The sequence below is a fragment of the Flavobacterium sp. GW821-FHT12A05 genome, from assembly GCF_058807735.1.
This window is the reverse complement of record NZ_JBXAQY010000002.1, coordinates 787,152-808,266: the sequence shown is the minus strand read 5'-3', so window position 1 is coordinate 808,266 and position 21,115 is coordinate 787,152. Positions and strand designations below refer to the sequence as shown.

The 21,115-nt window shown below is 32.7% G+C and carries 15 protein-coding genes and 1 tRNA gene; 9 read left to right on the top strand and 7 right to left on the bottom strand.

What is annotated here, in order from left to right:
• Positions 1-1,728 carry a hypothetical protein gene (locus tag AC1RRQ_RS06810; RefSeq protein ID WP_493022253.1) on the top strand — a complete coding sequence of 576 codons (1,728 nt, stop codon included), beginning with the start codon at positions 1-3 and terminating at the stop codon, positions 1,726-1,728.
• A complete protein-coding gene (locus AC1RRQ_RS06805) occupies positions 1,716-2,777 on the top strand; it encodes a DNA adenine methylase (protein WP_493022252.1) in 1,062 nt (353 codons plus the stop codon). The genes AC1RRQ_RS06810 and AC1RRQ_RS06805 overlap by 13 nt, the downstream gene beginning before the upstream one ends.
• Positions 2,778-3,086: 309 nt before the next feature.
• Here AC1RRQ_RS06805 and AC1RRQ_RS06800 read toward each other — a convergent pair whose 3' ends face one another.
• The 4 genes from AC1RRQ_RS06800 to AC1RRQ_RS06785 all read right to left on the bottom strand — a co-directional run bounded on the left by AC1RRQ_RS06800 (position 3,087) and on the right by AC1RRQ_RS06785 (position 6,842).
• Complete coding sequence (locus AC1RRQ_RS06800) at positions 3,087-5,465, bottom strand: hypothetical protein (protein WP_493022251.1); 2,379 nt, start codon at positions 5,463-5,465, stop codon at positions 3,087-3,089.
• 3 nt (positions 5,466-5,468) lie between these two features.
• Positions 5,469-5,747 (bottom strand): helix-turn-helix domain-containing protein, encoded by a 279-nt coding sequence (locus AC1RRQ_RS06795; protein WP_493022250.1) that lies wholly within the window; start codon positions 5,745-5,747, stop codon positions 5,469-5,471.
• Between the two features lie 73 nt (positions 5,748-5,820).
• Positions 5,821-6,570, bottom strand: coding sequence for a hypothetical protein (locus AC1RRQ_RS06790; RefSeq protein ID WP_493022249.1), 750 nt, complete (start codon positions 6,568-6,570; stop codon positions 5,821-5,823).
• A gap of 190 nt (positions 6,571-6,760) precedes the next feature.
• A tRNA-Leu gene (locus tag AC1RRQ_RS06785) sits at positions 6,761-6,842 on the bottom strand.
• A 109-nt stretch (positions 6,843-6,951) separates the two neighbouring features.
• Between AC1RRQ_RS06785 and AC1RRQ_RS06780 the strand changes: the two genes are divergently transcribed.
• From AC1RRQ_RS06780 to AC1RRQ_RS06765, 4 genes are all read left to right on the top strand, one after another.
• Positions 6,952-8,340, top strand: a complete 1,389-nt coding sequence (locus tag AC1RRQ_RS06780) for a dipeptidase (RefSeq protein ID WP_493022248.1) — start codon at positions 6,952-6,954, stop codon at positions 8,338-8,340.
• Between the two features lie 415 nt (positions 8,341-8,755).
• Positions 8,756-9,712 (top strand): DUF6624 domain-containing protein, encoded by a 957-nt coding sequence (locus AC1RRQ_RS06775; RefSeq protein WP_493022247.1) that lies wholly within the window; start codon positions 8,756-8,758, stop codon positions 9,710-9,712.
• Positions 9,713-9,715: 3 nt separating this feature from the next.
• The gene (locus tag AC1RRQ_RS06770) at positions 9,716-10,090 is read left to right on the top strand and encodes a BlaI/MecI/CopY family transcriptional regulator (protein WP_253787085.1); all 375 of its coding nucleotides are present in this window, start codon (positions 9,716-9,718) and stop codon (positions 10,088-10,090) included.
• Positions 10,087-11,310: a M56 family metallopeptidase gene (locus AC1RRQ_RS06765; protein ID WP_493022246.1), complete on the top strand. Its 1,224-nt coding sequence runs from the start codon at positions 10,087-10,089 to the stop codon at positions 11,308-11,310. Before AC1RRQ_RS06770 ends, AC1RRQ_RS06765 begins: the two co-directional genes overlap by 4 nt.
• A gap of 328 nt (positions 11,311-11,638) precedes the next feature.
• On the opposite strand, the gene AC1RRQ_RS06760 is transcribed toward AC1RRQ_RS06765, so the two are convergent.
• Positions 11,639-13,003, bottom strand: coding sequence for a saccharopine dehydrogenase family protein (locus AC1RRQ_RS06760; RefSeq protein ID WP_493022245.1), 1,365 nt, complete (start codon positions 13,001-13,003; stop codon positions 11,639-11,641).
• 187 nt (positions 13,004-13,190) lie between these two features.
• Here AC1RRQ_RS06760 and AC1RRQ_RS06755 point away from each other — a divergent pair, with 187 nt between their 5' ends.
• Together AC1RRQ_RS06755 and pckA are read left to right on the top strand one after the other, a co-directional pair.
• Entirely contained in the window at positions 13,191-13,577 is a 387-nt protein-coding gene (locus AC1RRQ_RS06755) for a DUF423 domain-containing protein (protein WP_493022244.1), read from the top strand.
• Between the two features lie 204 nt (positions 13,578-13,781).
• A complete protein-coding gene (gene pckA, locus AC1RRQ_RS06750; protein WP_493022243.1) occupies positions 13,782-15,386 on the top strand; it encodes a phosphoenolpyruvate carboxykinase (ATP) in 1,605 nt (534 codons plus the stop codon).
• A 318-nt stretch (positions 15,387-15,704) separates the two neighbouring features.
• Here pckA and AC1RRQ_RS06745 read toward each other — a convergent pair whose 3' ends face one another.
• On the bottom strand, positions 15,705-16,763 hold the full coding sequence (locus AC1RRQ_RS06745; RefSeq protein ID WP_493022242.1) for a phytase: 1,059 nt from the start codon (positions 16,761-16,763) through the stop codon (positions 15,705-15,707).
• 75 nt (positions 16,764-16,838) lie between these two features.
• A complete protein-coding gene (locus tag AC1RRQ_RS06740) occupies positions 16,839-19,649 on the bottom strand; it encodes a TonB-dependent receptor (RefSeq protein WP_493022241.1) in 2,811 nt (936 codons plus the stop codon).
• 236 nt (positions 19,650-19,885) lie between these two features.
• On the opposite strand from AC1RRQ_RS06740, the gene AC1RRQ_RS06735 reads away from it, so the two are divergent.
• On the top strand, positions 19,886-20,986 hold the full coding sequence (locus AC1RRQ_RS06735; RefSeq protein ID WP_493022240.1) for a DUF4407 domain-containing protein: 1,101 nt from the start codon (positions 19,886-19,888) through the stop codon (positions 20,984-20,986).
• The last annotated feature ends 129 nt before the right edge of the window (positions 20,987-21,115 follow it).

Here is a 21,115-nt window from a genome sequence, read left to right as displayed (position 1 = left end):
ATGTTTGATAATAATAACAAAATTTTTGCTTATAAAATAGCGTTAAAACTTGATCCTTATTTGCTTGGTTTATTTCATTTATGTTATGATGTGTTTTTGAAATTAGAAAACATAACGGAACAAAATGATGAGATCTTGCATGCAACCAAATTGTTTAAGAAAGAGTTTTATGAAAGCTTAGATATAGTAGTTGAAGATTATTTAGAGCAAGTAGAGGGGAAATATATATCTTCAAAAGATGTGTTTTTTAGTAGTATTGCAAGTAATCTTAATAAAGCGTATTTAAGAAATGAAACTTTTCTATCTAAATTGCATAAAGAACATTTATATTATTTTAAAGATAGTGCTACTATTTATTCTACAATTGATAAAAGTAGAGAATTGGCAAATAATTTAAATGAGAAGTTTAAAGGAATTAATTTGATACCTGAGTTACTTACAAATTTAGAAAATCAAAATCTTATTGATTCAATTAAGAGTATTTCTACTATCTATAATTTAAATAAGGCAGGTCAATATATTACAGTAAAAAATGACAACTTTTTAAAACCTCATTTGTATTTTATTGATGTTGTATTATTAGACCCGCAATTAATAAAAGAAGAAATATTTGATTTTGATAAAGTGTGGATTAATTATAAACACGCATTTTCAAAAGAGTTAAAATTTAATGATAAATTAGATGAATACTATTTAGTATCAAGTGTAGAATCAGGAAATGTAATTGGTCTCAGGGTAAATGAAAAGATTCTTCTGAAATATGATGTTGATATCGCTTCTTTTGTAATGAAAGAAAGTAAAAACATATTTTTGTGGGAATTTTTCAAGGAAAATTTATTTAGACAAAAAAAACCAATTAATATATTGGATTCGCAACTTATTGAAGACTTTAAAACCAACAGTGGTGATATTGAATTTAATAAACTACTTTGTAACTTAAAACACAACTTGTATTTCGAAAAAGACATCATAATAAAAGATGAATATCGTAAGTTTTTTGAAGAATTTATTGTTGTCAGAGAATTAGATGAGTTGTCAAATTTTAATATGTTTTTGCCTGACGAAAATACCGATAAGGATTTATTAGCAATTTATGCAAAAGAAAAAATTGGTGAAAAATATAATTTATTGCATCATCTTAAGCATGTAGATGGCAAATCATATCTTAGTAATATAAATTCAACCCCCCAAAAAAAGGATAAAGAAAAAGTTAATATTCTAAAAATTGAACTATCGTTTTATTTTGTTGAAAAGTATTATGAAGATATTATTGAGGAGTTATTAAAAGGATTGGGTCATAATCATTATCTTACGAATGTAGAGTTATGTATAAACGGAGAATCAAAGGCAGAGTTTGATTTTATAATTTACAGCAAGAATAAATTTTATTTTATTGAAGCAAAGACTACACTTTCAAAAAATAATGTTTATGATACTTCAAAAAAATATAATGCAAATATTAGTTATTTAAAAAATATTATAAAAAGTGATTTAGAAGATTTCAGATTTTTGCTTTTAGGATTGTTGAGTAATCCTAATTTAGATAACTATAAACATTTCTTTAAGTCTACTGACACTGATTATAATAATGACAGAGTAGGTTTTAGCATGATTCCTTACAAATTTAAAATACCATTTTTTAATCATCAAAGTCTAGAGCTTGAATGTATCTCTGAACCAGAAATTTTAAAGCTACAAGAATATATTAGAGAGACATGCCAGATATAATGTTACCGCAGACCAGGTACTATGGTTCGAAACGTAAAATAGTTGATAAAATTTGGAATGTTTTAATAAATGAAGCAAACCTTGAGTTTGAATCAGTTTTAGATGTTTTTGGTGGGTCTGGTGCTTTTTCTTATTTTGCTAAATTGAATGAAAAGCAAGTTTTTTATAATGACATTTTTCAATTTAATTATTTTATCGGAAAAAAATTAGTTGAGCAAAGTACGAATGATTTAACTTATGACGAAGCTATCAATTTGTTTGCTAAAAAACGAGATAAAAAATATTTGGATTATATAAGTAGTTACTATCAAGATATTTATTTTACAGATGAGGAAAATAATCAAATTGATATTTACATTCAGAATGTTTTAGATTTAGACGATGAGAACAAAAAATGTAGCGCTCTTTATATTCTTTTTCAAAGTTGTTTGATGAAAAGACCTTATAATTTATTTCATAGAAAAAATTTAAATATGAGAGTAAATTATACAAATGGAAATTTTGGAAACAAAAAGACTTGGGAAAGAAGTTTTAGTGAACTATTTGAAAGGTTTATTATTGAATTAAATAAGGTTTGCTTTGATAATGGAAGAATTAACACATCAAATAATTTCAATGCTCTTAATTGTCCTTTAAATGCAGATTTAGTTTATATTGATCCACCTTATTTCACAAGTAAAAGCTCTGCATCTTATCATAATAAATATCATTTTTTAGAGGGGTTAGTAAATTACTTCAAGATTCCTGAAAGTATTAATTTTGACAAAAATAATAGAGAAGTGAATATTAATGCTTCTAAAGAGTTTGAAAGTAAATTAAATTTCTTAGATGATTTGTCTTCATTGCTTGATATGCATACTAATTCTCATGTTGTAATTTCGTACAGAAACAATGGGGTACCGTCAATTTTAGAAATTGGTAATTTGCTAAGACAATATGTTTATTTTGAAGTGTTAGAATTTAATCTGGGAAAGTATAATTATGCTTTAAATAAAAATAACAACCTCAATGAAGAAGTGTTGTTTGTTTGTCGGAATTTGAACCGCTAAGGAGATCAAAATCTTTAAAGTTTTGGGGTGATACTTTCAAAAAAAAAGCCTACTGATCAATAAACAGTAGGCTTTATGAGTGGTCAATTGTTGCTTTAATGTGCAGAATAGTGTTTTCTTGCTTCACTAAAAAAAAAATAATATTATTACGGATAAACGGAAAAAAAAAGAATTTTTGTGTTGCTACTTCTAGAGTTTTACTTTAATTTATAATATTTTTTTAAAATATCGAATTAACTGTAACAACTGTAACAACCCTTGGAAACACTGGGGTTTTAACAGTGCATTTTCAAAATAAAAACTGTTTTCTTAGTAATATAATGATAGTTGATCAACTGGTAGGTCAATAATCTCATACATCCATTTTTTTGTCGATTTTGAATATCTCCAGTTTTTTAAATTATGGTATTCTTTAATGTTATAATTAAACCATATTTCGATAAATTCTCGAATATTTTTATGGGTAAAGAGTTTGTCATTCCGTAATTCATTGTCATAAACTTGATAGATTCTTAAAAAATCAGTTGCATTAAATGGCTGTTTTTTTTGTAATAATATATTTAAAATACGTTCAAATTCGTTTAGTACTACTTCGTTGCTAAATTTAACCTTATAATTATCAATGTCTTTATCGTAAACAGGTCTAGTTAAACCTTTGTTGAAATATATTTTTACGCACTTGAAAATAAATGTGTAAAACTTATTCCATTCTGTAACATCCCAGTCAACAAAAAAACGTTTGCCAAATTCTTGAAGCGGAGTGTGCTTGCTATTGTAATAATTATTAACCTTAAACTCAATAAACCTTCTGTTAGTAGAATTCTCATCAGCTGAATAAGGAACTAGCCAGTTGGTTGTTATTAAAAATTTAGGTGATTTATCAAACTCTAACATTTCTGCTTTCGTACCTTTTCTTTGGCGATTGATTCCAGTGGAAATATTTGTATACAAACTATCGTATTTAAAACCTGCAACAACATCATCAATACAATACAATTGAATGCCATCATCCAAATCTCCAAAAACAAAAGTGTAATCAGGATCAAACTCTTTACCACCTTTTGATAATATCGATAGTAATTGTTTTAAGCCTTCAAAAATTAGTGATTTCCCTCGACCACCATTTCGCTTTTTTCCGTCTGCTCCTTCATCACTTAGTATTATCGCAGGAGAATTCGAAGGGTCTTTGTAGTTATGGGCTAAGTAACCAATTATTATCATTAATATTTCAGCGTTTTTGCCTGAAATATTAGTGATAAATTTTTCGTAATCACCGATTTCATCAGTTTTTGTAAATACGTGCTGTTGTATAGGATGTTTTTTGAAAAATCCTTTTACGGAGTCATAATTTTGAATTTTTATATGTCCATCTTTATCCATTAAAAAAAAGCCATTCTCGAAAGGTAAGCCAAAAGTAAACTGACTATCTTTGTAAAAAATTAATCTTTCAGGTTCGATAAGAGGTAAAGCCTTCATTATAATGTTTTTGTATTCGTGGGAAATAAGATTTTCAACTTCTGAAAAATCATCTTTTGTTTCGATGATTCCTTTCAGTAATAATATTAAAAGATCTGTTTTAAAATTGAAGAATTCAACAACATTGTTCTTATTTAAAATTAAGTGAATTTTATCTTCGTTAGTAGTTATTCTTTTAATTCCCGCTTCAACTAAATAATTGCGAATACGAACAGTATCTGTTTTAAATTTACCATTGTCATCAATATAATAAAAAAGTTCCTTTGCATTTGTATTGTTTTCGGGTACATTAATTTCTTTAATTCTAAATTCAACTTTATCAAAAATGAGTGTGTTTATAATTTGAGACTTTAGTAAAATAACTGCATCATGTAAACGGACATAATGTATAACATTGTTCTTATAAATAAATTTTTCGATGTATATTTTCTCATATTTTGTAAGGTCTCTAAATAATTTTCCTTTTTCTGAAAAACGTTCTTTAGTTAAAACATAATAAGCTCTGTCACCATACACTTTTTTTAATTCTTCAATTATTTCATTGTAGTACAGATCGTTTTCTTGTGTAGAATTTGCATTTATAAGTTTAGAAAAATTTATTTTTCCCAATATCTCATAAGCTTCGTGTCTGTGGTCGGTTCCAAGTTCGATATCTAAAATCGATGGAAACGCTCTATACATATCACATTCTACTACTGAGATAGGTAAAAAACCCCGTAAAACTGATGGTATAATCACTGAAGGATTGTATTCACGACTATCCTTAATTTTAACATTAAATAACTGATCGTCAGATGGTTCGTAAACGCCATGAAGTTTCCACACCATATAAAGCACATAATTTTTGTATGCCTTTTTGTTAAATGGATTATAAATTTCATTTGTTTTCTTTTTTTCGTCAACTTTAAGGTAGTATTTCTCTAAAATTTCTACGTTGCCTTTGAAGTATTTTATATTTAGCTTTTTTTCAGTTTTAAAATATGCATTAACATATTTTATGTAATCGTTGTTTTCTGGAGGATTTTCCTTTAAGTAATCATGTGAAATAAGAAAATATCTATCTTTTTCTGAAAAAAATATTTCATTGTGCCGAGCGTCGTCAATAGTATATTTTCCTTTTCTACTACCTGATAGTTGCTTAATTTTTGCTGTAAATTTCTCTGTGTAATAATCCATTACGTCTAGAGTTCCAGTATAGTTTAAGTCTTTCATAAGTTAAACATTTAATGGTTTAAGACAGGCTTCGACTTCAGAACGTAGGAATAATATTTTTCCTGATATTCCGAGAGGATTAAGAATTCCTTTGCGTTCCCAGTTTAAAATTGAAGTAACATGTACCCCAAGCATAGTGGCTACTTGATTTCTGTTCAGAAATTCTTTTGGAGGTTCAGGTTTGAAGTTTTTTCTAAAATTGTCTAATTCTTTTTTAACGCTTTCTCCGATTCTTTTTTCTAGTTCCTCGAGAGTAATTTCATAAAGCTGTATTGCCTTCATAATTTCATTTTTTTAAATTAATGAGGCAAAAGAATGTTAGGGATAAATTAGGGATTCCCTAAAAAAGATACGGCTATTTTAATTTAACGCCCAGTTCATTAAGTTGATTTCTTACTTGATTTACTTTTTCAGCTTTTTTAGAATTATCTTTTTCGTACGGATTATTTTTTTGAGCTGTAGAGTCTGGATGTAACAAGGGATTTAAGATTGGTTGTAAAGTATGTGTTTTTTCTTTAGTAATTTTACTTAATACTACAGCCAAATTTCTGACACTTGTTTTGAAACAATGCTGTTCTAATAATAAATCAAGAATGCCTAATTCTTTTAAGTATATTATTTTTGTTACAGCCGTTGTGTCCGATAAATTTGGTGATTCAGTTAGATTTGAAAATTCAGTTTGTTGACTTGTGATTAAATTAATGTTGTTAAAAACAGATTGAATAAATTCTATGTCATTTATGCATAATTTGGTTATGGCATTTGGCAGTAAAGGTGTTAGGTTAACACAGAATGCATCGTAATCACTCACTGATGATGGATCTTTCATGGCGCTACCTAATAAAGGAATTATTGAAGGAATATTTTCGATCTCACTATATGAATCAATAGTAGTTTCAATAAAATCATTTAATGCTTCAACTGCAATGTTACAATTCTTAAGAAATTTAGTTTTTGTAAGTGAAGGTTTTTTTGCTTTGAATGCTTTAAATGCTTTTAAAATTTCCTCTTGAAATTTATGTTTTTTTTGCTCTGTCAAATCTGCAATTGGTTGGAATTTATCGAAGGTGTCTGTGATTAATTCCAAATACTTTTTTTTAGCCATCAGTCAAGCCTTTTATATGCTTTTTTATTTTTTAATTCTATTTCTGATTTTATATCAAGTAAATCATATAATAAAATATTCAAGAGGTGTTCCATTTTTTGCTTTATAGAAATAGTTTGGCAATGGTTTGGCAACTCTTAAAAAGACAAAACCCAATTATCTAATAATCAGATAACTGGGTTTTGTTTAGTGCGGATAATAGGACTCGAACCTACACGCCTTGCGGCACCAGATCCTAAGTCTGGCATGTCTACCAATTTCACCATATCCGCGTAATTGTGGGTGCAAAGATAAGCATACTTTCGAATATTCAAAGAAAAATTTCAAAATTTTTTTTAATTCTCTTTTTTGTACTTTTGGTTTTCTATAAAAATAATTTAAATGGAAAATATTAAGTCCTACGTTCAACAACATAAAGATCGGTTTATCAATGAATTGATCGAATTATTAAAGATTCCGTCGGTAAGTGCCGACACTGCATATTCTCAAGATGTTATTGATACAGCAGAGGCTGTAAAAGAAAGTTTATCTAAAGCAGGGTGCGATTTTGTCGAAACTTGCGATACTCCGGGTTATCCAATTATTTATGGAGAAAAAATAATCGACCCAAATCTTCCAACGGTTTTAGTTTACGGACACTATGATGTTCAACCGCCAGATCCATTAGAATTATGGACTTCGCCGCCATTTGAACCCGTTATTAAAACTACAGATATTCACCCAGAAGGCGCCATTTTCGCTCGTGGAGCGTGTGACGACAAAGGTCAGATGTACATGCACGTAAAAGCGCTTGAATATATGGTGCAAAATAATGCTTTGCCTTGTAACGTAAAATTCATGATCGAAGGAGAAGAAGAAGTTGGTTCGGCAAGTTTAGCCTGGTTCGTAGAACGCAATCAGGAAAAACTAAAAAATGACGTGATCTTAATTTCAGATACTGGAATGATTTCTAACCAACAACCATCGATTACGACAGGTTTAAGAGGTTTGAGTTATGTTGAGGTTGAAGTTACAGGACCAAACCGCGATTTGCATTCTGGTTTATATGGTGGAGCAGTAGCGAATCCAATTAATATTTTGGCCAAAATGATTGCTTCTCTTCACGACGAAAACAATCATATTACCATTCCGGGATTCTACGATAAAGTTCAGGAATTATCTGCAGAAGAAAGAGCTGAAATGGCAAAAGCGCCTTTTAGTTTAGAGAAATATAAAAATGCTTTAAACATTGCCGATGTTTACGGTGAAAAAGGATATGTAACAAACGAGCGCAACTCAATCCGTCCTACATTAGATGTAAACGGAATCTGGGGCGGTTATACAGGCGAAGGCGCAAAAACGGTTATTGCGAGTAAAGCTTTTGCTAAAATCTCAATGCGTTTGGTTCCTAACCAGGAATGGGAAGAGATTACGGAGCTTTTCACCAAACATTTTACAAGTATTGCTCCGGCTGGAGTTACAGTAAAAGTAACGCCTCACCACGGTGGGCAAGGTTACGTAACACCAATTGACAGCATTGGGTATCAGGCAGCAAATAAAGCCTATACAGAAACGTTTGGAGTTCCTGCAATTCCGGTTCGTTCTGGAGGAAGTATTCCAATTGTAGCTTTGTTTGAGAAAGAATTAAAAAGTAAAACGATCCTGATGGGATTCGGTTTAGACAGCGACGCAATTCACTCGCCAAACGAACATTTCGGAATCTTTAATTACTTAAAGGGAATTGAAACTATTCCGTTGTTTTACAAATATTTTGTGGAGCTTTCTAAGTAAGTTTTTTAACCGCAAATAGCGCTAAGAATTACGCAAAGTTCGCAAAGCTTTATCATATAGCTTTGCGAACTTTGTGTTTATAAACTTAACCAGAAAAAACTTTGCGCTCTTTGCGGTTAAATTTTCAACAACATTTTTAAAATGCAGAATCCGTTCAGAAATGAGCGGATTTTTTTTTGGGCGTTGCCTTCGGTCGGGCTTTCGGCTATATCTTTTATTCCGCTCCGCTGCATAAAAGGATACCGCCTCAATCCCTAACGCATATAGGGGTAAATAAAGAAAATTTCGATTTTAAGAATTTTTAAGTCTTGGAATATCAGAATCTTAAAAAAATATTTGCAAAATTGAAAATTAATTCTACATTTGTAGAGCAATGTCTATAAATGTAGAAAATAACCACTAATTAAATAAGTCTATGAAAAAACTAATTGCTTTCTTTTTTATCACAATGAATATTGGTTTAATGCAAGCTCAAACTTATAAAGATTGGGTTCGAAAAGCAGATTCTTGCTACACGGTAAAAAACTATGAATTGTCGGTTTCCTATTATGAAAAAGCTTTTAAAATAGAACAGAAAGATTATCATGACTTATACAACGCGGGCTGTTCTGCGGCTATGGCAAAAGAAAATAAAAAAGCATTTAAATGGCTGCATCTTTCTATAGATAACGGATACGAGAATATTGCTCATATTAAAATTGACAATGATTTAAAGCCTTTGCACTCAGAAAAAAATTGGAATAAAACAATTGAAAAACTGCAAAAGAAATTAGATATCATTGGCGCAAATTATGATAAGGTTCTGGAAAAAGAACTTGCCCAAATTTATACCGATGATCAGGAAATTCGCGGAGAATTTATGAACGTTTATAGAGCTTCTAAACCTGATAAAAAGAAAATAGACAGCATTGGTAAAATTATGGGGAGAAAAGACAGTATTAATCTTATTAAGGTTATAAAAATACTGGACGAAAAAGGCTGGGTAGGAAAAAATGTAGTGGGAACACAAGGAAATCAGACGTTGTTTCTGGTAATTCAGCATTCTGATTTAGAATACCAGCAAAAGTATCTGCCTATGATGAGAGAGGCGGTTAAAAATGGGAATGCAAATCCGGGAAATCTAGCGTATTTAGAAGATAGAGTAGCATTGAGAGAAGGAAAAAAGCAAATTTATGGCAGTCAGAGTTCAATGAATAAAAAGACGAATAAAATTCGCATATCACCAATGATAGATCCGGATAATGTAGACAAAAGGCGCGCAGAAGTAGGACTTGGCACAATGGCCGAATATGCAGCAAAAATGAATATTGAATGGAATTTAGAGGAATATAAAAAAGAATTGTCTGAAACAGAAAAACTTGAAAAACAGTAAACCATGATACAACTATCAAACTCAGAAGAGCAATTAATGGAGCATTTATGGAAGCTTGAAAAGGCTTTTATGAAAGATTTGCTCGAAGCGTACCCGGAGCCGAAACCGGCAACAACAACCGTAGCAACGCTTTTGAAACGAATGATTGACAAGAAATTTGTGGCGTATAACGAATTTGGAAATTCGAGAGAATATTATCCGCTGGTAAAGAAAACAGACTATTTTGCCAAACATGTAAAAGGGCTGATTAGTAATTTCTTTAATAATTCGGCTTCTCAATTTGCTTCGTTTTTTACAACCGAAACTAATTTGTCGGCTTCGGAATTAGAAGATCTTAAAAAAATAATCGATTCAGAAATTCAAAAAAAGAAAAAATGACAACCTATCTTTTAAAATCGGGATTGCTGCTTTTAGTGTTTTATGCAGTATATAAACTTTGGTTAGAAAACGAAAAAATGTTTCGTTTTAATCGCGCTTACCTATTAGGAAGTTTGGTTTTTAGTTTGATAATTCCGCTGCAGTTGTTTTCAATTGGAGCGCTTTTTTCAACTCAAATAAAGACGATTCAACTAGACGAAATTATGATTGTGAGCAATAGAGAGGTTTTAAACAAGCTTAATTTCAATGAAATTTTAATGTATGCTTTACGTATAGCGTATCTTATTATCGCTATGATTTTAATTGTTCGTTTTTTAGTAAATGTGTTTTCGTTTTATCGTAAAATGAAAAAAAGCAAAGTGCAGTTTGTAAACGGTCAAAAAGTTGTTTTAACAAAAGAGAGCGTTTTACCACATTCATTTTGGAATGCCATTTTTATCAATCAGGAAGATTTTGAGAACGGTAAAATTCCATCAGAATTAATAGCGCATGAAAAAGCGCATTTACAGCAAAAACACACTCTGGATATTTTGTTTATTGAAATTTTACAAATTTTGTTTTGGTTTAATCCGCTATTTGTTCTTTATGAAAAAGCTATTAAACTGAACCACGAATTTTTAGCCGATGAAGCTGTAAATAAGCAATTTGGCGAAGTTAAAAGTTATCAAAATCTTTTGCTTGATTTTGCATCACACAAATCGACAATTGCACTTGCCAGTAATATCAACTATTTAATAACTAAAAAACGTTTACTTATGATGACCAAAAAAGAATCTCCAGTTAAAATTGGATTCAAAGTTTGTACAGTTTGTGCTGTTTATATTTTATTGTTATTTGTTTTTAGTAACGAAAGCATTGCTCAATCGAGTAATAATTTGAAAAATCAGGAAGATTATAAAATTAGCTATGATACAACGAGTGTAAAAGAACCGCAATTTCCCGGCGGAATGAATCAGTTTTATATGTTCGTGGGTAAGAATTTTAAAATACCGGCAGAAATAACTAAAAAGCAAATTGATGGCAAATTAATAATGGAATTTATGGTTGAAAAAGACGGAAGTTTATCTGAAATTAAGGTTGCAAAAGATCTAGGATATGGTTTAGCCGAGGAAGCAATCCGAGTTTTAAAACTTTCTCCAAAATGGATTCCTGCGACTGAAAACGGGCAGCCTGTTCGTGTAAGTTATACATTGCCTATTACTATTAAGGCTGATAAGTAAGTTTTTTTGGGAAGGTTCAAAGGTTCAGAGGTACAAAGGTACAAAGGTTTTTGAGGAAGGTACAAAGGTGCAGTGAGACAAAGGGACAAAGTTTTTTTTTAAGGTAGAGACGCACTGCAGTGCGTCTAACATAAAGATTGACTAAATTTTTCAAGAGTTTATTCTAAGAATCTTTGTCAAAGTTTAAAACTTTGACAAAGAAGAAAAACCTTTGTGCCTCTGAACCTTTGCCTCTTTGAACCTTAAGAAAAAAAATCCGCTTTCAGGAAAACTGGAAGCGGAAAAATAAACTAAAAAAAAAATTCTAAAAAATCAAAGTTGATCTGGACTAAAACAAATCCGGATTGTATCCAAAATAAGGCATGGTTTGTTCGTTAAAAATTACACCATACTCTTCTAATTCTTTTAAAATAGGCTCGTAAACTTCTTTTTTTATAGGAAGCTGAACGCCCGGAGTGGTGATTTTTCCGTTTAAAATAAGTAAAGTAGCCATTGCAACCGGAAGTCCTACCGTTTTTGCCATTGCCGTATAAGTTTGATCGTCGCCAATACAAACCATTTTTGAGTCAATTTGTTTCTTTTCGCCGTTTAGCTCGTATCCAAATTTATGATACATTACGATCATGTCTTTGTCTTCAGGTTCCAGAGCCCAGCTGTCGGTTAAGATTTTTTCTAAAATTTGAGCGGGAGTCGCATTCGGCAGATTTACTTTTTTGTCAGGATTAAATAAATCCAGTTCCAAAAGTTTATCCCACATAATATCGTCCTGATCAATTTTTAAAATCAATCTGGTTTTAATTTCAACAGAATCTGTTGGGTGATACGGAAGAAAAGAATTCACAAACTGACGGTAACTCATGTTTTCAGAGTCTTCCATTACGTAGCTGTCATCCGTCATTCCGAGTTGTACAAACATATTCCATGCTTTCGAAAAACCAACTCGTCTAATTGTTCCTCTATATAAAGTCAAGACATCATCTAAACCATAAATCGATCTGTATTTAAGAGAATCCCGGTTTGAATACGCTTCGAATTTTCCGTAACCTTCCACTTCCAGAAATTCTGTACGGCGAAACAAAGCGCTGTAAGGTATATATTTATAAGTACCTTCCTGAATAAACTTAGCAGCGCCTCCTTGTCCGGCCAAAACTACATTTCTTGGTGCCCAGGTAAATTTATAATTCCATAAATTGTTATCGTATTCCGGTGCAACCAAACCGCCGCAAAAGGATTCGAACAGCAGCATATTACCACCTTTTTCCCGAATCTCGTCTATAACTTTCATCGCACTCATGTGATCGATTCCGGGATCGAGGCCAATTTCGTTCATGAAAATCAAGTTATTTCTCTTAGCGTCTTCATTAAGAGCCTGCATCGCATCACTTATATAAGAAGCCGTTACAAGGTGTTTTTTAAATTGAAGGCAGTCTTTTGCAATTTCGATATGTAAATGTGCCGGAAGCATCGAAATCACAATCGTGGCTTTTTCTATTGCAGCTCGTCTTTCTTCGGTATTAAAAATATCTAAAGCAATTGGAGTCGCGTTTGGATGTTTCTGAGTTTTTTTCTCGGCCAAAGCCAAAGATAAATCAGCTACAACAATATGCAGGTTTTCGGTTTCTGATTTTGCAAGCAAATAGCGAATCAGCGACGATGCTGATCTGCCTGCTCCAATTATTAAAACGCTTCTCATAATTCTAATATTTAACACAAACATATTAAAATGTTATAAATATAACAAATATAATTTTAAAAATGATAATTCGATACGCAATAAACTTCCTAAAAAATATTGCTTTTAAAGGTGAAATATTTCAAAAACTAAAATGAAAATTGAATGGGATGAAGTATTTTTGTTTAAATTTAAAAGTTTAGAAAATATGAAAAGAAGAATTGTTTTAACTGGTGCCTTTATAGGAATGTTAGCTATTATTTTTGGTGCTTTTGGAGCACATTTGCTAAAAAAATATTTGTCTATAGAGGAGTTAAACACTTTTGAAGTTGGTGTTCGTTACCAAATGTATCATGCTCTTTTTTTACTTTTTCTTTCTACCCGAAAAGATATCGCTGAGAAAACCGTAAAAACAATCTATAATTTGGTTGTTGCCGGTGTAGTTCTCTTTAGCGGATCGATCTATTTATTAGCTACAAAAAGTCTTACACTTTTCGATTTCAAAATTATCGTATTCGCAACACCTTTGGGTGGTTTCTTATTAATTATTGCCTGGGCGGTATTATTTCTTACTATTTTGAGGAAAAAATCATAAAATCTCGAAAAAAAAATTCTGTGTAAAAATTAATCTTTAATTTTGTCTCATAATTAACATATAAGGTTACTTATGTGAATTTTTATTGCTTTTTATCTGCTTTGATAAATAATATAACAATTTGCAAACTTGAGCTTTACGTTTGGGTATTAGTAAAATTATACATTGTTGCACCAAAAAAATAACACACACAACATTAAATTTATGGACAATAACACACTTTTCGCGCAATCGATTTCGTTAAAAGAATTAGGAATAGAAAATGCAACGGTTCGTTACCAGTTATCAGCAGATGAATTGCATGCGATAACGGTGCAGTCAGGACAAGGTGTTGAGGCCTCTACAGGTGCTTTGGCAATTAATACAGGTGAATTTACAGGACGTTCTCCACAAGATCGTTTCATTGTAAAAGACAGCATTACAGAAGATAAGGTATGGTGGGGAAATGTAAATATCCCTTTTGCACCAGAAGCTTTTGAGAAATTATACAATAAGGTAACAGCATTTTTATCGAACAAAGAGGTTTTTGTTCGTGATTCTTATGTTTGTTCAGATCCTAATTATAGACTAAACGTTCGCGTTGTTACAGAAACAGCCTGGTCAAATTTGTTTTGCTACAATATGTTCTTAAGACCAGAAGAGTCTGAATTGGCAAACTTTACACCAGAGTGGACAGTAGTTTGTGCGCCAAGTTTTATGGCAGATCCTGCTGTAGACGGAACACGCCAGTCTAACTTTGCTATTTTAGATTTTACTAAAAAAATCGCTTTAATTGGCGGAACAGGTTATACAGGGGAAATGAAAAAAGGAATTTTCTCTGCTTTAAACTTCATTTTACCGGTTTTTGAAAATACATTACCAATGCATTGCAGTGCCAATGTTGGTAAAGATGGAGATACAGCTATTTTCTTTGGATTATCCGGAACAGGAAAAACAACTTTATCTGCAGATCCGGAACGTAAATTAATTGGAGACGACGAACACGGCTGGACAGGCGAAAACACTGTTTTTAACTTTGAAGGCGGATGTTATGCTAAAGTAATTAACTTAACAGAAGAAAATGAACCGGACATTTTTAGAGCGATCAAAAAAGGAGCGCTTTTAGAAAATGTAGTTTTCAAAGCGGGAACTAATGAAGTTGATTTTGATGATGTTTCGATTACTCAAAATACACGTGTAAGTTACCCAATAACACATATTGATAATATTCAGCCGGGTTCTATTGGGCATAACCCAAAAAATATATTTTTCCTAACAGCAGATTCTTTCGGAATTCTGCCTCCAATTTCAAGATTAACTCCTGGGCAGGCTGCTTACCATTTTATTTCTGGATACACAGCAAAAGTAGCAGGAACAGAAGCTGGAGTTACAGAGCCGCAGCCTAATTTCTCTGCTTGTTTTGGAGCGCCTTTCATGCCATTACATCCAACAAAATATGCTGAAATGTTAAGCAAAAAAATGAAAGATGCTGATGTAAAAGTTTGGTTAATCAATACAGGCTGGACAGGCGGTGCATACGGAACAGGAAGTCGTATGAAATTAAAATACACTCGTGCTATGATTACAGCTGCATTAAACGGAGAACTGGATAATGTAGAATACCAAAACCACGCAGTATTTGGAATTGCAAAACCACAATCTTGTCCAAATGTTCCTGAGGAAATTTTAAATCCTAGAAATACTTGGGAAGACAAAGATTTATACGATAAAAAAGCGTTAGAATTAGCTCAGAAATTCAAAGCTAATTTTGCCAAATTTGAAGAGTTTGCCAATGCCGAAATCTTGGCTGGCGCACCGATTACAGAATAAAGGGCAATTACTAATTCAAAGAGAAAAAGCTGTTCAGTTATGAACAGCTTTTTTTTAGTATTCAGTTTACAGTCTCAGTTTACAGTCTCAGTATTCAGTCGCAGTATTCAGTCTCAGTATTCAGTCTCGGTTTACAGTGTCACCCTGAGCGAAGTCGAAGGGCTTTTATGTTGAGAAGGGCTTCGACTTCGCTCAGCCCGACAATTTTTAGTTTACGGTTTTCAGTCTCAGTCTACAGTTAGTTTGAAAACTGAAAACTGACCACTGTGACTGAATACTGCGACTGAATACTGAATACTGAATACTGCGACTGCAAACTTACTTACCCTGTTCGTCAATACGTTTCTGGATCAAATCCCAGGTGTAGTAATGAAACGTCATTCCGTTGCTCATGGCTACGAAAAGTCCGTTTTTGTATTTTGGGCCTAAGTTCATGTTTGTAACATCGGCACCATCGCATTCAATTGTTGAGGTTGGAACTTCGGCTAATAACGGATATTGATTTGGATTGCCTTTGGCACCTTCTCTCGGATAAACCATAAAAGAATTTGCTTGTTGGTTTGAAACCAGAATATATCCGGTAGAATCTGTTTTTTTGTAAATCGCAATTCCTTCGTGATCTGCTTTGAAATCTTTCTGACCAAAGAAAGCCAGTTCTTTATTATCGTTTAAAGCAGGATCGGCTTTGTATTTTCTAATTCCGACTTGTTCGTCGCAGTAATAAACATTTTCTAATTCGTTATCAACGGCAATAGCTTCGATTTCTTTCTTTCCGCTGTAAGTTCCAAATTTGCGAACCACTTTTGCAGCAGCGAATTTTCCGCTTCCAGAAAGCTCATATTGCCATAAATAACTTCCGGTTGGTCCTGTTTTTCTTCCCACGATGGCAAAAATCTTCTGATCGCTTGAACGGGTGTATAAAGCAACTCCCATTGGATCGCGTTCTGAATCTCCTTCAAAAACAGGAATACCGCCATTATCAATTGGTTCTAAATCAGGCAAACTAAAGATTCTGATTTTATTGGTTTCGCGTTCTGTTGTAACCGCAATATCTACTTTTTTTCCGTCGATAAATAATCCGTAAGCGATATCAACATTGTTTGGACGTTTTAAAACAATAGATTTTTTAAGGATTTTTCCATTTAAATCAAAAGCATACAAAGCGCCATCAGTATCTTTATCTGTTCCCACAATAATACTTTTTGAAGCATCTGTTGGGTGAATCCAGATCGAAGGATCGTCTGTATCGTGAGGCAAGGCTTCAGTAACAGTTGTTGGTTTTACGGCGTTTGGCTGAACTGGAGCTAATTTATCGTCTTTACAAGCTGTAAAAGAAAGGCTTAAAAGTAAAAAAGCAAGTATCGATTTATTTTTCATTTTGGGTATATTATTTTAAATGAATTAGACAGAACCGCAAAGTCCTGTCTAATTTAGTCGTTTTTATAATTGATTTTACAAGTCTAGTTTCAATCCAAAATTGTAACGAGCCTGGTAATATTCTGCTTGTTTTGTATGAGCTGCAACTCCTTGATAGTAACGTAACGGCTGATTAGTTAAGTTATTTGCTTCGGCAAAAAGACGAAGTTTTGGAGTAATTTTGAAAGCAGCATTTGCATCTAAGAAAAACTGTTTGTCATAATAACTGTCTTTATAAGATTCAGAACCTAATTCATCTAAATAATCAGAGGTAAAGTTGGTTGAGATTCTGGCAGAAAAACGTTTGTTTTCCCAAGATAAAGATCCATTAAACATGTGAGGCGTAGTTCCCGGAAGACTGATATTTTTTCTTTCGTTTCCATCTTCATCGGCAATACCTTTTGCTTTAGATTTTGTGTAAGTATAGTTTAAATAAACCGCAAAACCTTTTAAGAATTTACCAGGAAGAAAATCTAACTGACGCTGAAAAGCAACTTCAAATCCGTAAACATCAACCGTATCTCCGTTTCTTGATTGTAAAAACGACCATTTTTCTCCAACCGGAATTGGGTTTGCCTGAGTAGGAAAATCGTTGGCAAATTTTACGCTGTCGTATTGGTTATCGCTGTAATTGTAAATGAAATCATTTAATCTTTTGTAGAAAACACCTCCAGAAATTAAACCAACCGATTTGAAATAATTCTCGGCCATGAAATCATAATTGTATGAATACGTAGCATCAAGATCTGGATTTCCGGCTGTAATTTCTTTATCGGCTGCAATATTGTTTACATAAGGTGCTAATGCATAATAATTTGGTCTTGCCAGAGCTGTTGTAGCAGCAGCTCTTAAAACTAAATCTTTAGTAGCGTTATATTGAAAAGAGATACTTGGCAATAAATTAGTATAAGAGTTTGTGGTGTTGATTTTATTCTCTAATTCTTCTTCATCTAAAACGCGGTTTCCAGTATAATCGATGTGTGTATTTTCCATACGGAAACCTAAAACCATAGAAAGTTTATCGTTAAAATCCTGATCCCATCTTACATAAGCGGCATAAATATTTTCTTTGGCATTGTAGTTTACAGCTAAATATTCTGCAGGATCTGTTTCTTTATCAAATAAAGCAGGATTGTTTAAATCTAAACTTCCTAAGAAATTAGCCGAAGCAAATGTTCCCGGTACATATTTACTTCCCGGATTAAAGTTTTTTCCATCATAATAACTTGTTGGAATTTGAGATAATAATTCCATTCCGTCGTTGATTGGCTCATAAGAAAAGAAGTTGTTATTTCTTTCTTTTTCTTTCAAACGAAGTCTAAGACCTGTTCTAAGTCTTCCTTTTTCTCCAGCTATTACAGAGAATGGAAAACGGATGTTTACTTTAGCACCAAATTCACTTTCGCTTGTTTCATCTGTATTTTCGGTAACCGAATCAAATTTGAATTTATCAACAGATTCTCCAACCGTTGTCATTAAAGGAAATCTAGGATCAGATAAATCTTCGAACATTTCCAGTCCTTTTTGACGGTATTCGATGTAACGTTCTCCCGGACGGTATTCTCTTGCTTTTGCATAGTTTGCGGACCAGTCTAAATCTAAAGAAGAATTGATTAAATGCTCTCCGCGAATAGAATAATTCTGTACGCGTTGATCTTCAAGTCTTCTGTTTTTGTTGCGGTTGTTATCAAGACCACCTTTTGTCTGACGTTTTACGCGGCCTTCAAAACCAGTAATTTCTTCACCATTATAAATTGGTTCTATATCATCGTAAGTAGTTCTAAAACGGTTTTCTCTATCGTCTCTCCAATTGTAAATAGCATTGGCAAAAATAGTATTGTTTTCGTTAAATTTATAATCTAAAGCAATAGATCCACTGCGGCGAATACGCTGTACGTCATATTTTCTAATTTCTGATGCTTGTAAATATTCATTTCCAAATTCATCTTTAACCCATTCGTTTTCGATGTTATCAGATCCGTAATCTACATTATTATACGAACCGCTGAAAACAGCTCCTAACTTATTGTCGAAAAAGCGATTACCATAAACTAATCCAGCAGTATAGCTCGCATGTTCGCGTATTGGTAAATAACCTCCCGCAAGAGTTGCAGAGATTCTCTCACCATTTGGAGTTGCTCTTGTAACTAAATTTACAGAACCACCAATAGCATCCGCATCCATGTCTGAAGTCAGAGTTTTGTTTACTTCGATAGTCGAAATCATATCAGATGGAATTAAGTCCATTTGTACGTTTCTGTTGTCTCCTTCTGCAGATGGAATACGGTCTCCATTTAAAGTAACCGAGTTTAAAGAAGGCGCTAAACCTCTAATAATGATATTACGAGCTTCACCCTGATCATTTTGCATTGTGATACCTGGAACACGTTTTAAAGCGTCTCCAACGTTGGCATCAGGAAAACGACCCATTTGATCTGATGAAATTACGTTTCCGATATTTTTATTGTTTTTTTGTTGATTCAGTGCTTTGGCCTGACCTTTTAAAATGTCTCCAACCACAACTTCATTCAGCTCTGTTCCAGAAGCTTTAAGAGCAAAATCTACAACATTATTTTTGCCTTGTTCTACTGTGATTTCATGAGTAATTGCAGTATATCCAATATATTTTACTTCAACTTTATAAGTTCCGGCATTAATATTTAATAATTCGAAACGACCATTGTAGTCAGAAACGGTGTATTTGTTTTCGCCTACGATCTGTACCATTGCTCCCGGCAAAGGAAGTTTGTCGTCTGCATCCAGCACTTTTCCGGAAATTATGGCCTTTTGAGCATAACCTGAAACGGCTAAAAACAGCAACATTAATAATAAATAGATTTTTTTCATTGTGTGTTTAGTTTGATTTGTTGCGAAACTAGACTCTTTGTATTACTAAAAGCCCTACAAAAAATTAATATAGTGTTATGATTCCCCTTCAACATTAGAAATAGATTAATGTTAAAATAACATTTAATAAAAAAGGAATTTTATAGCGCCAAGTAAAAACAAATCAACTATTTACCTGAGAATTAAAATTTTGGCGCTAAATTTGCCGTATCAATCACAATCAAAAATCATCAATCATGTTAAAACAATTTTTTATCCTTTGTTCCGGCGCGGACCGAGACATATTAGAAGGATGCTCAGAAGGCGAACAAACCAAATATGTTGGTATTGGTGCCACCGTGTTTTTTACCGCAGTTATGGCCTTTCTGGCCAGTGCTTATGCGCTTTTTACCGTTTTCGATTCTATTTATCCGGCTTTAATTTTTGGATTTGTATGGAGTTTACTGATTTTTAATCTGGACCGATTTATCGTTTCTACCATTAAAAAGAGAGATCGTTTTATGGACGAATTTCTGCAGGCAACGCCGCGAATTATTTTGGCGGTTATTATTGCTATTGTAATTTCGAAACCTTTAGAGATTAAAATCTTCGAAAAAGAAATCAATACCGTTTTATTGAAAGAAAAAAATGAAATGGAATTGGCTAATAAAAAGCAGATTGGAACGTATTTCAAAACAGATTTAGATAAAAATAAAGCGGAGATTGCGGCTCTAAAAGCAGATATTGTAAAAAAAGAGAAAGAAGTAAATGCTTTGTATTCGACTTATATTACAGAAGCAGAAGGAACTGCTGGAACTAAGAAATTAGGGAAAGGTCCGGTTTATAAAGAGAAACGCGAAAAACATGATGCAGCTTTAAAAGAATTTGCAGCGTTAAAAACCGCAAACGAAGCTAAAATTGCGGAAAAAGAAAAAGCCGGTGTAAAGCTTCAGACCGATTTAGATAAAAAAGTTTCGCAGACACAGCCTATTATCGAAGGTTTCGACGGATTAATGGCACGTATAAATGCACTGAATAAACTGCCTTGGCTTCCGTCGTTTTTTATCATGCTGTTGTTTCTGGCGATCGAAACGTCTCCCATTATTGCTAAATTATTAGCACCAAAAGGCGAATTCGATTTTAAACAGGAAGAAGCCGAAACAGCGATGAAAGCGACTTTGGAACAAAACAAATACCAACGTCAATTATTGGTTAAAACCAGCGCCGAAATGCATGATAAGGTCTATGCCGATATTTCCGGAGATAATGGACTATACGATCTGCAGCGAAAAAACGCAAAAGAATTATTGGAACTGCAATCGCATAAATTTGTAGAAAAACAGAAAGCGACTCTGTGAGAGCTTAACCGTAAAGAGCGCAAAGGCATACCGCAAAGTTCGCCAAGTATTTATAAAAGAAAACCATCAACATAAATTGATGGTTTTTTTCTTTGCGAACTTTGCGTAAAATCCTTGCGTTCTTTGCGG

Coding starts and splice junctions, on each gene's coding strand:
- AC1RRQ_RS06810 (WP_493022253.1), top strand. CDS start 1: ATGTTTGATAATAATAACAAAATTTTTGCTTATAAAATAGCGTTAAAA.
- AC1RRQ_RS06805 (WP_493022252.1), top strand. CDS start 1,716: ATGCCAGATATAATGTTACCGCAGACCAGGTACTATGGTTCGAAACGT.
- AC1RRQ_RS06800 (WP_493022251.1), bottom strand. CDS start 5,465: ATGAAAGACTTAAACTATACTGGAACTCTAGACGTAATGGATTATTAC.
- AC1RRQ_RS06795 (WP_493022250.1), bottom strand. CDS start 5,747: ATGAAGGCAATACAGCTTTATGAAATTACTCTCGAGGAACTAGAAAAA.
- AC1RRQ_RS06790 (WP_493022249.1), bottom strand. CDS start 6,570: ATGGCTAAAAAAAAGTATTTGGAATTAATCACAGACACCTTCGATAAA.
- AC1RRQ_RS06780 (WP_493022248.1), top strand. CDS start 6,952: ATGGAAAATATTAAGTCCTACGTTCAACAACATAAAGATCGGTTTATC.
- AC1RRQ_RS06775 (WP_493022247.1), top strand. CDS start 8,756: ATGAAAAAACTAATTGCTTTCTTTTTTATCACAATGAATATTGGTTTA.
- AC1RRQ_RS06770 (WP_253787085.1), top strand. CDS start 9,716: ATGATACAACTATCAAACTCAGAAGAGCAATTAATGGAGCATTTATGG.
- AC1RRQ_RS06765 (WP_493022246.1), top strand. CDS start 10,087: ATGACAACCTATCTTTTAAAATCGGGATTGCTGCTTTTAGTGTTTTAT.
- AC1RRQ_RS06760 (WP_493022245.1), bottom strand. CDS start 13,003: ATGAGAAGCGTTTTAATAATTGGAGCAGGCAGATCAGCATCGTCGCTG.
- AC1RRQ_RS06755 (WP_493022244.1), top strand. CDS start 13,191: ATGAAAAGAAGAATTGTTTTAACTGGTGCCTTTATAGGAATGTTAGCT.
- pckA (WP_493022243.1), top strand. CDS start 13,782: ATGGACAATAACACACTTTTCGCGCAATCGATTTCGTTAAAAGAATTA.
- AC1RRQ_RS06745 (WP_493022242.1), bottom strand. CDS start 16,763: ATGAAAAATAAATCGATACTTGCTTTTTTACTTTTAAGCCTTTCTTTT.
- AC1RRQ_RS06740 (WP_493022241.1), bottom strand. CDS start 19,649: ATGAAAAAAATCTATTTATTATTAATGTTGCTGTTTTTAGCCGTTTCA.
- AC1RRQ_RS06735 (WP_493022240.1), top strand. CDS start 19,886: ATGTTAAAACAATTTTTTATCCTTTGTTCCGGCGCGGACCGAGACATA.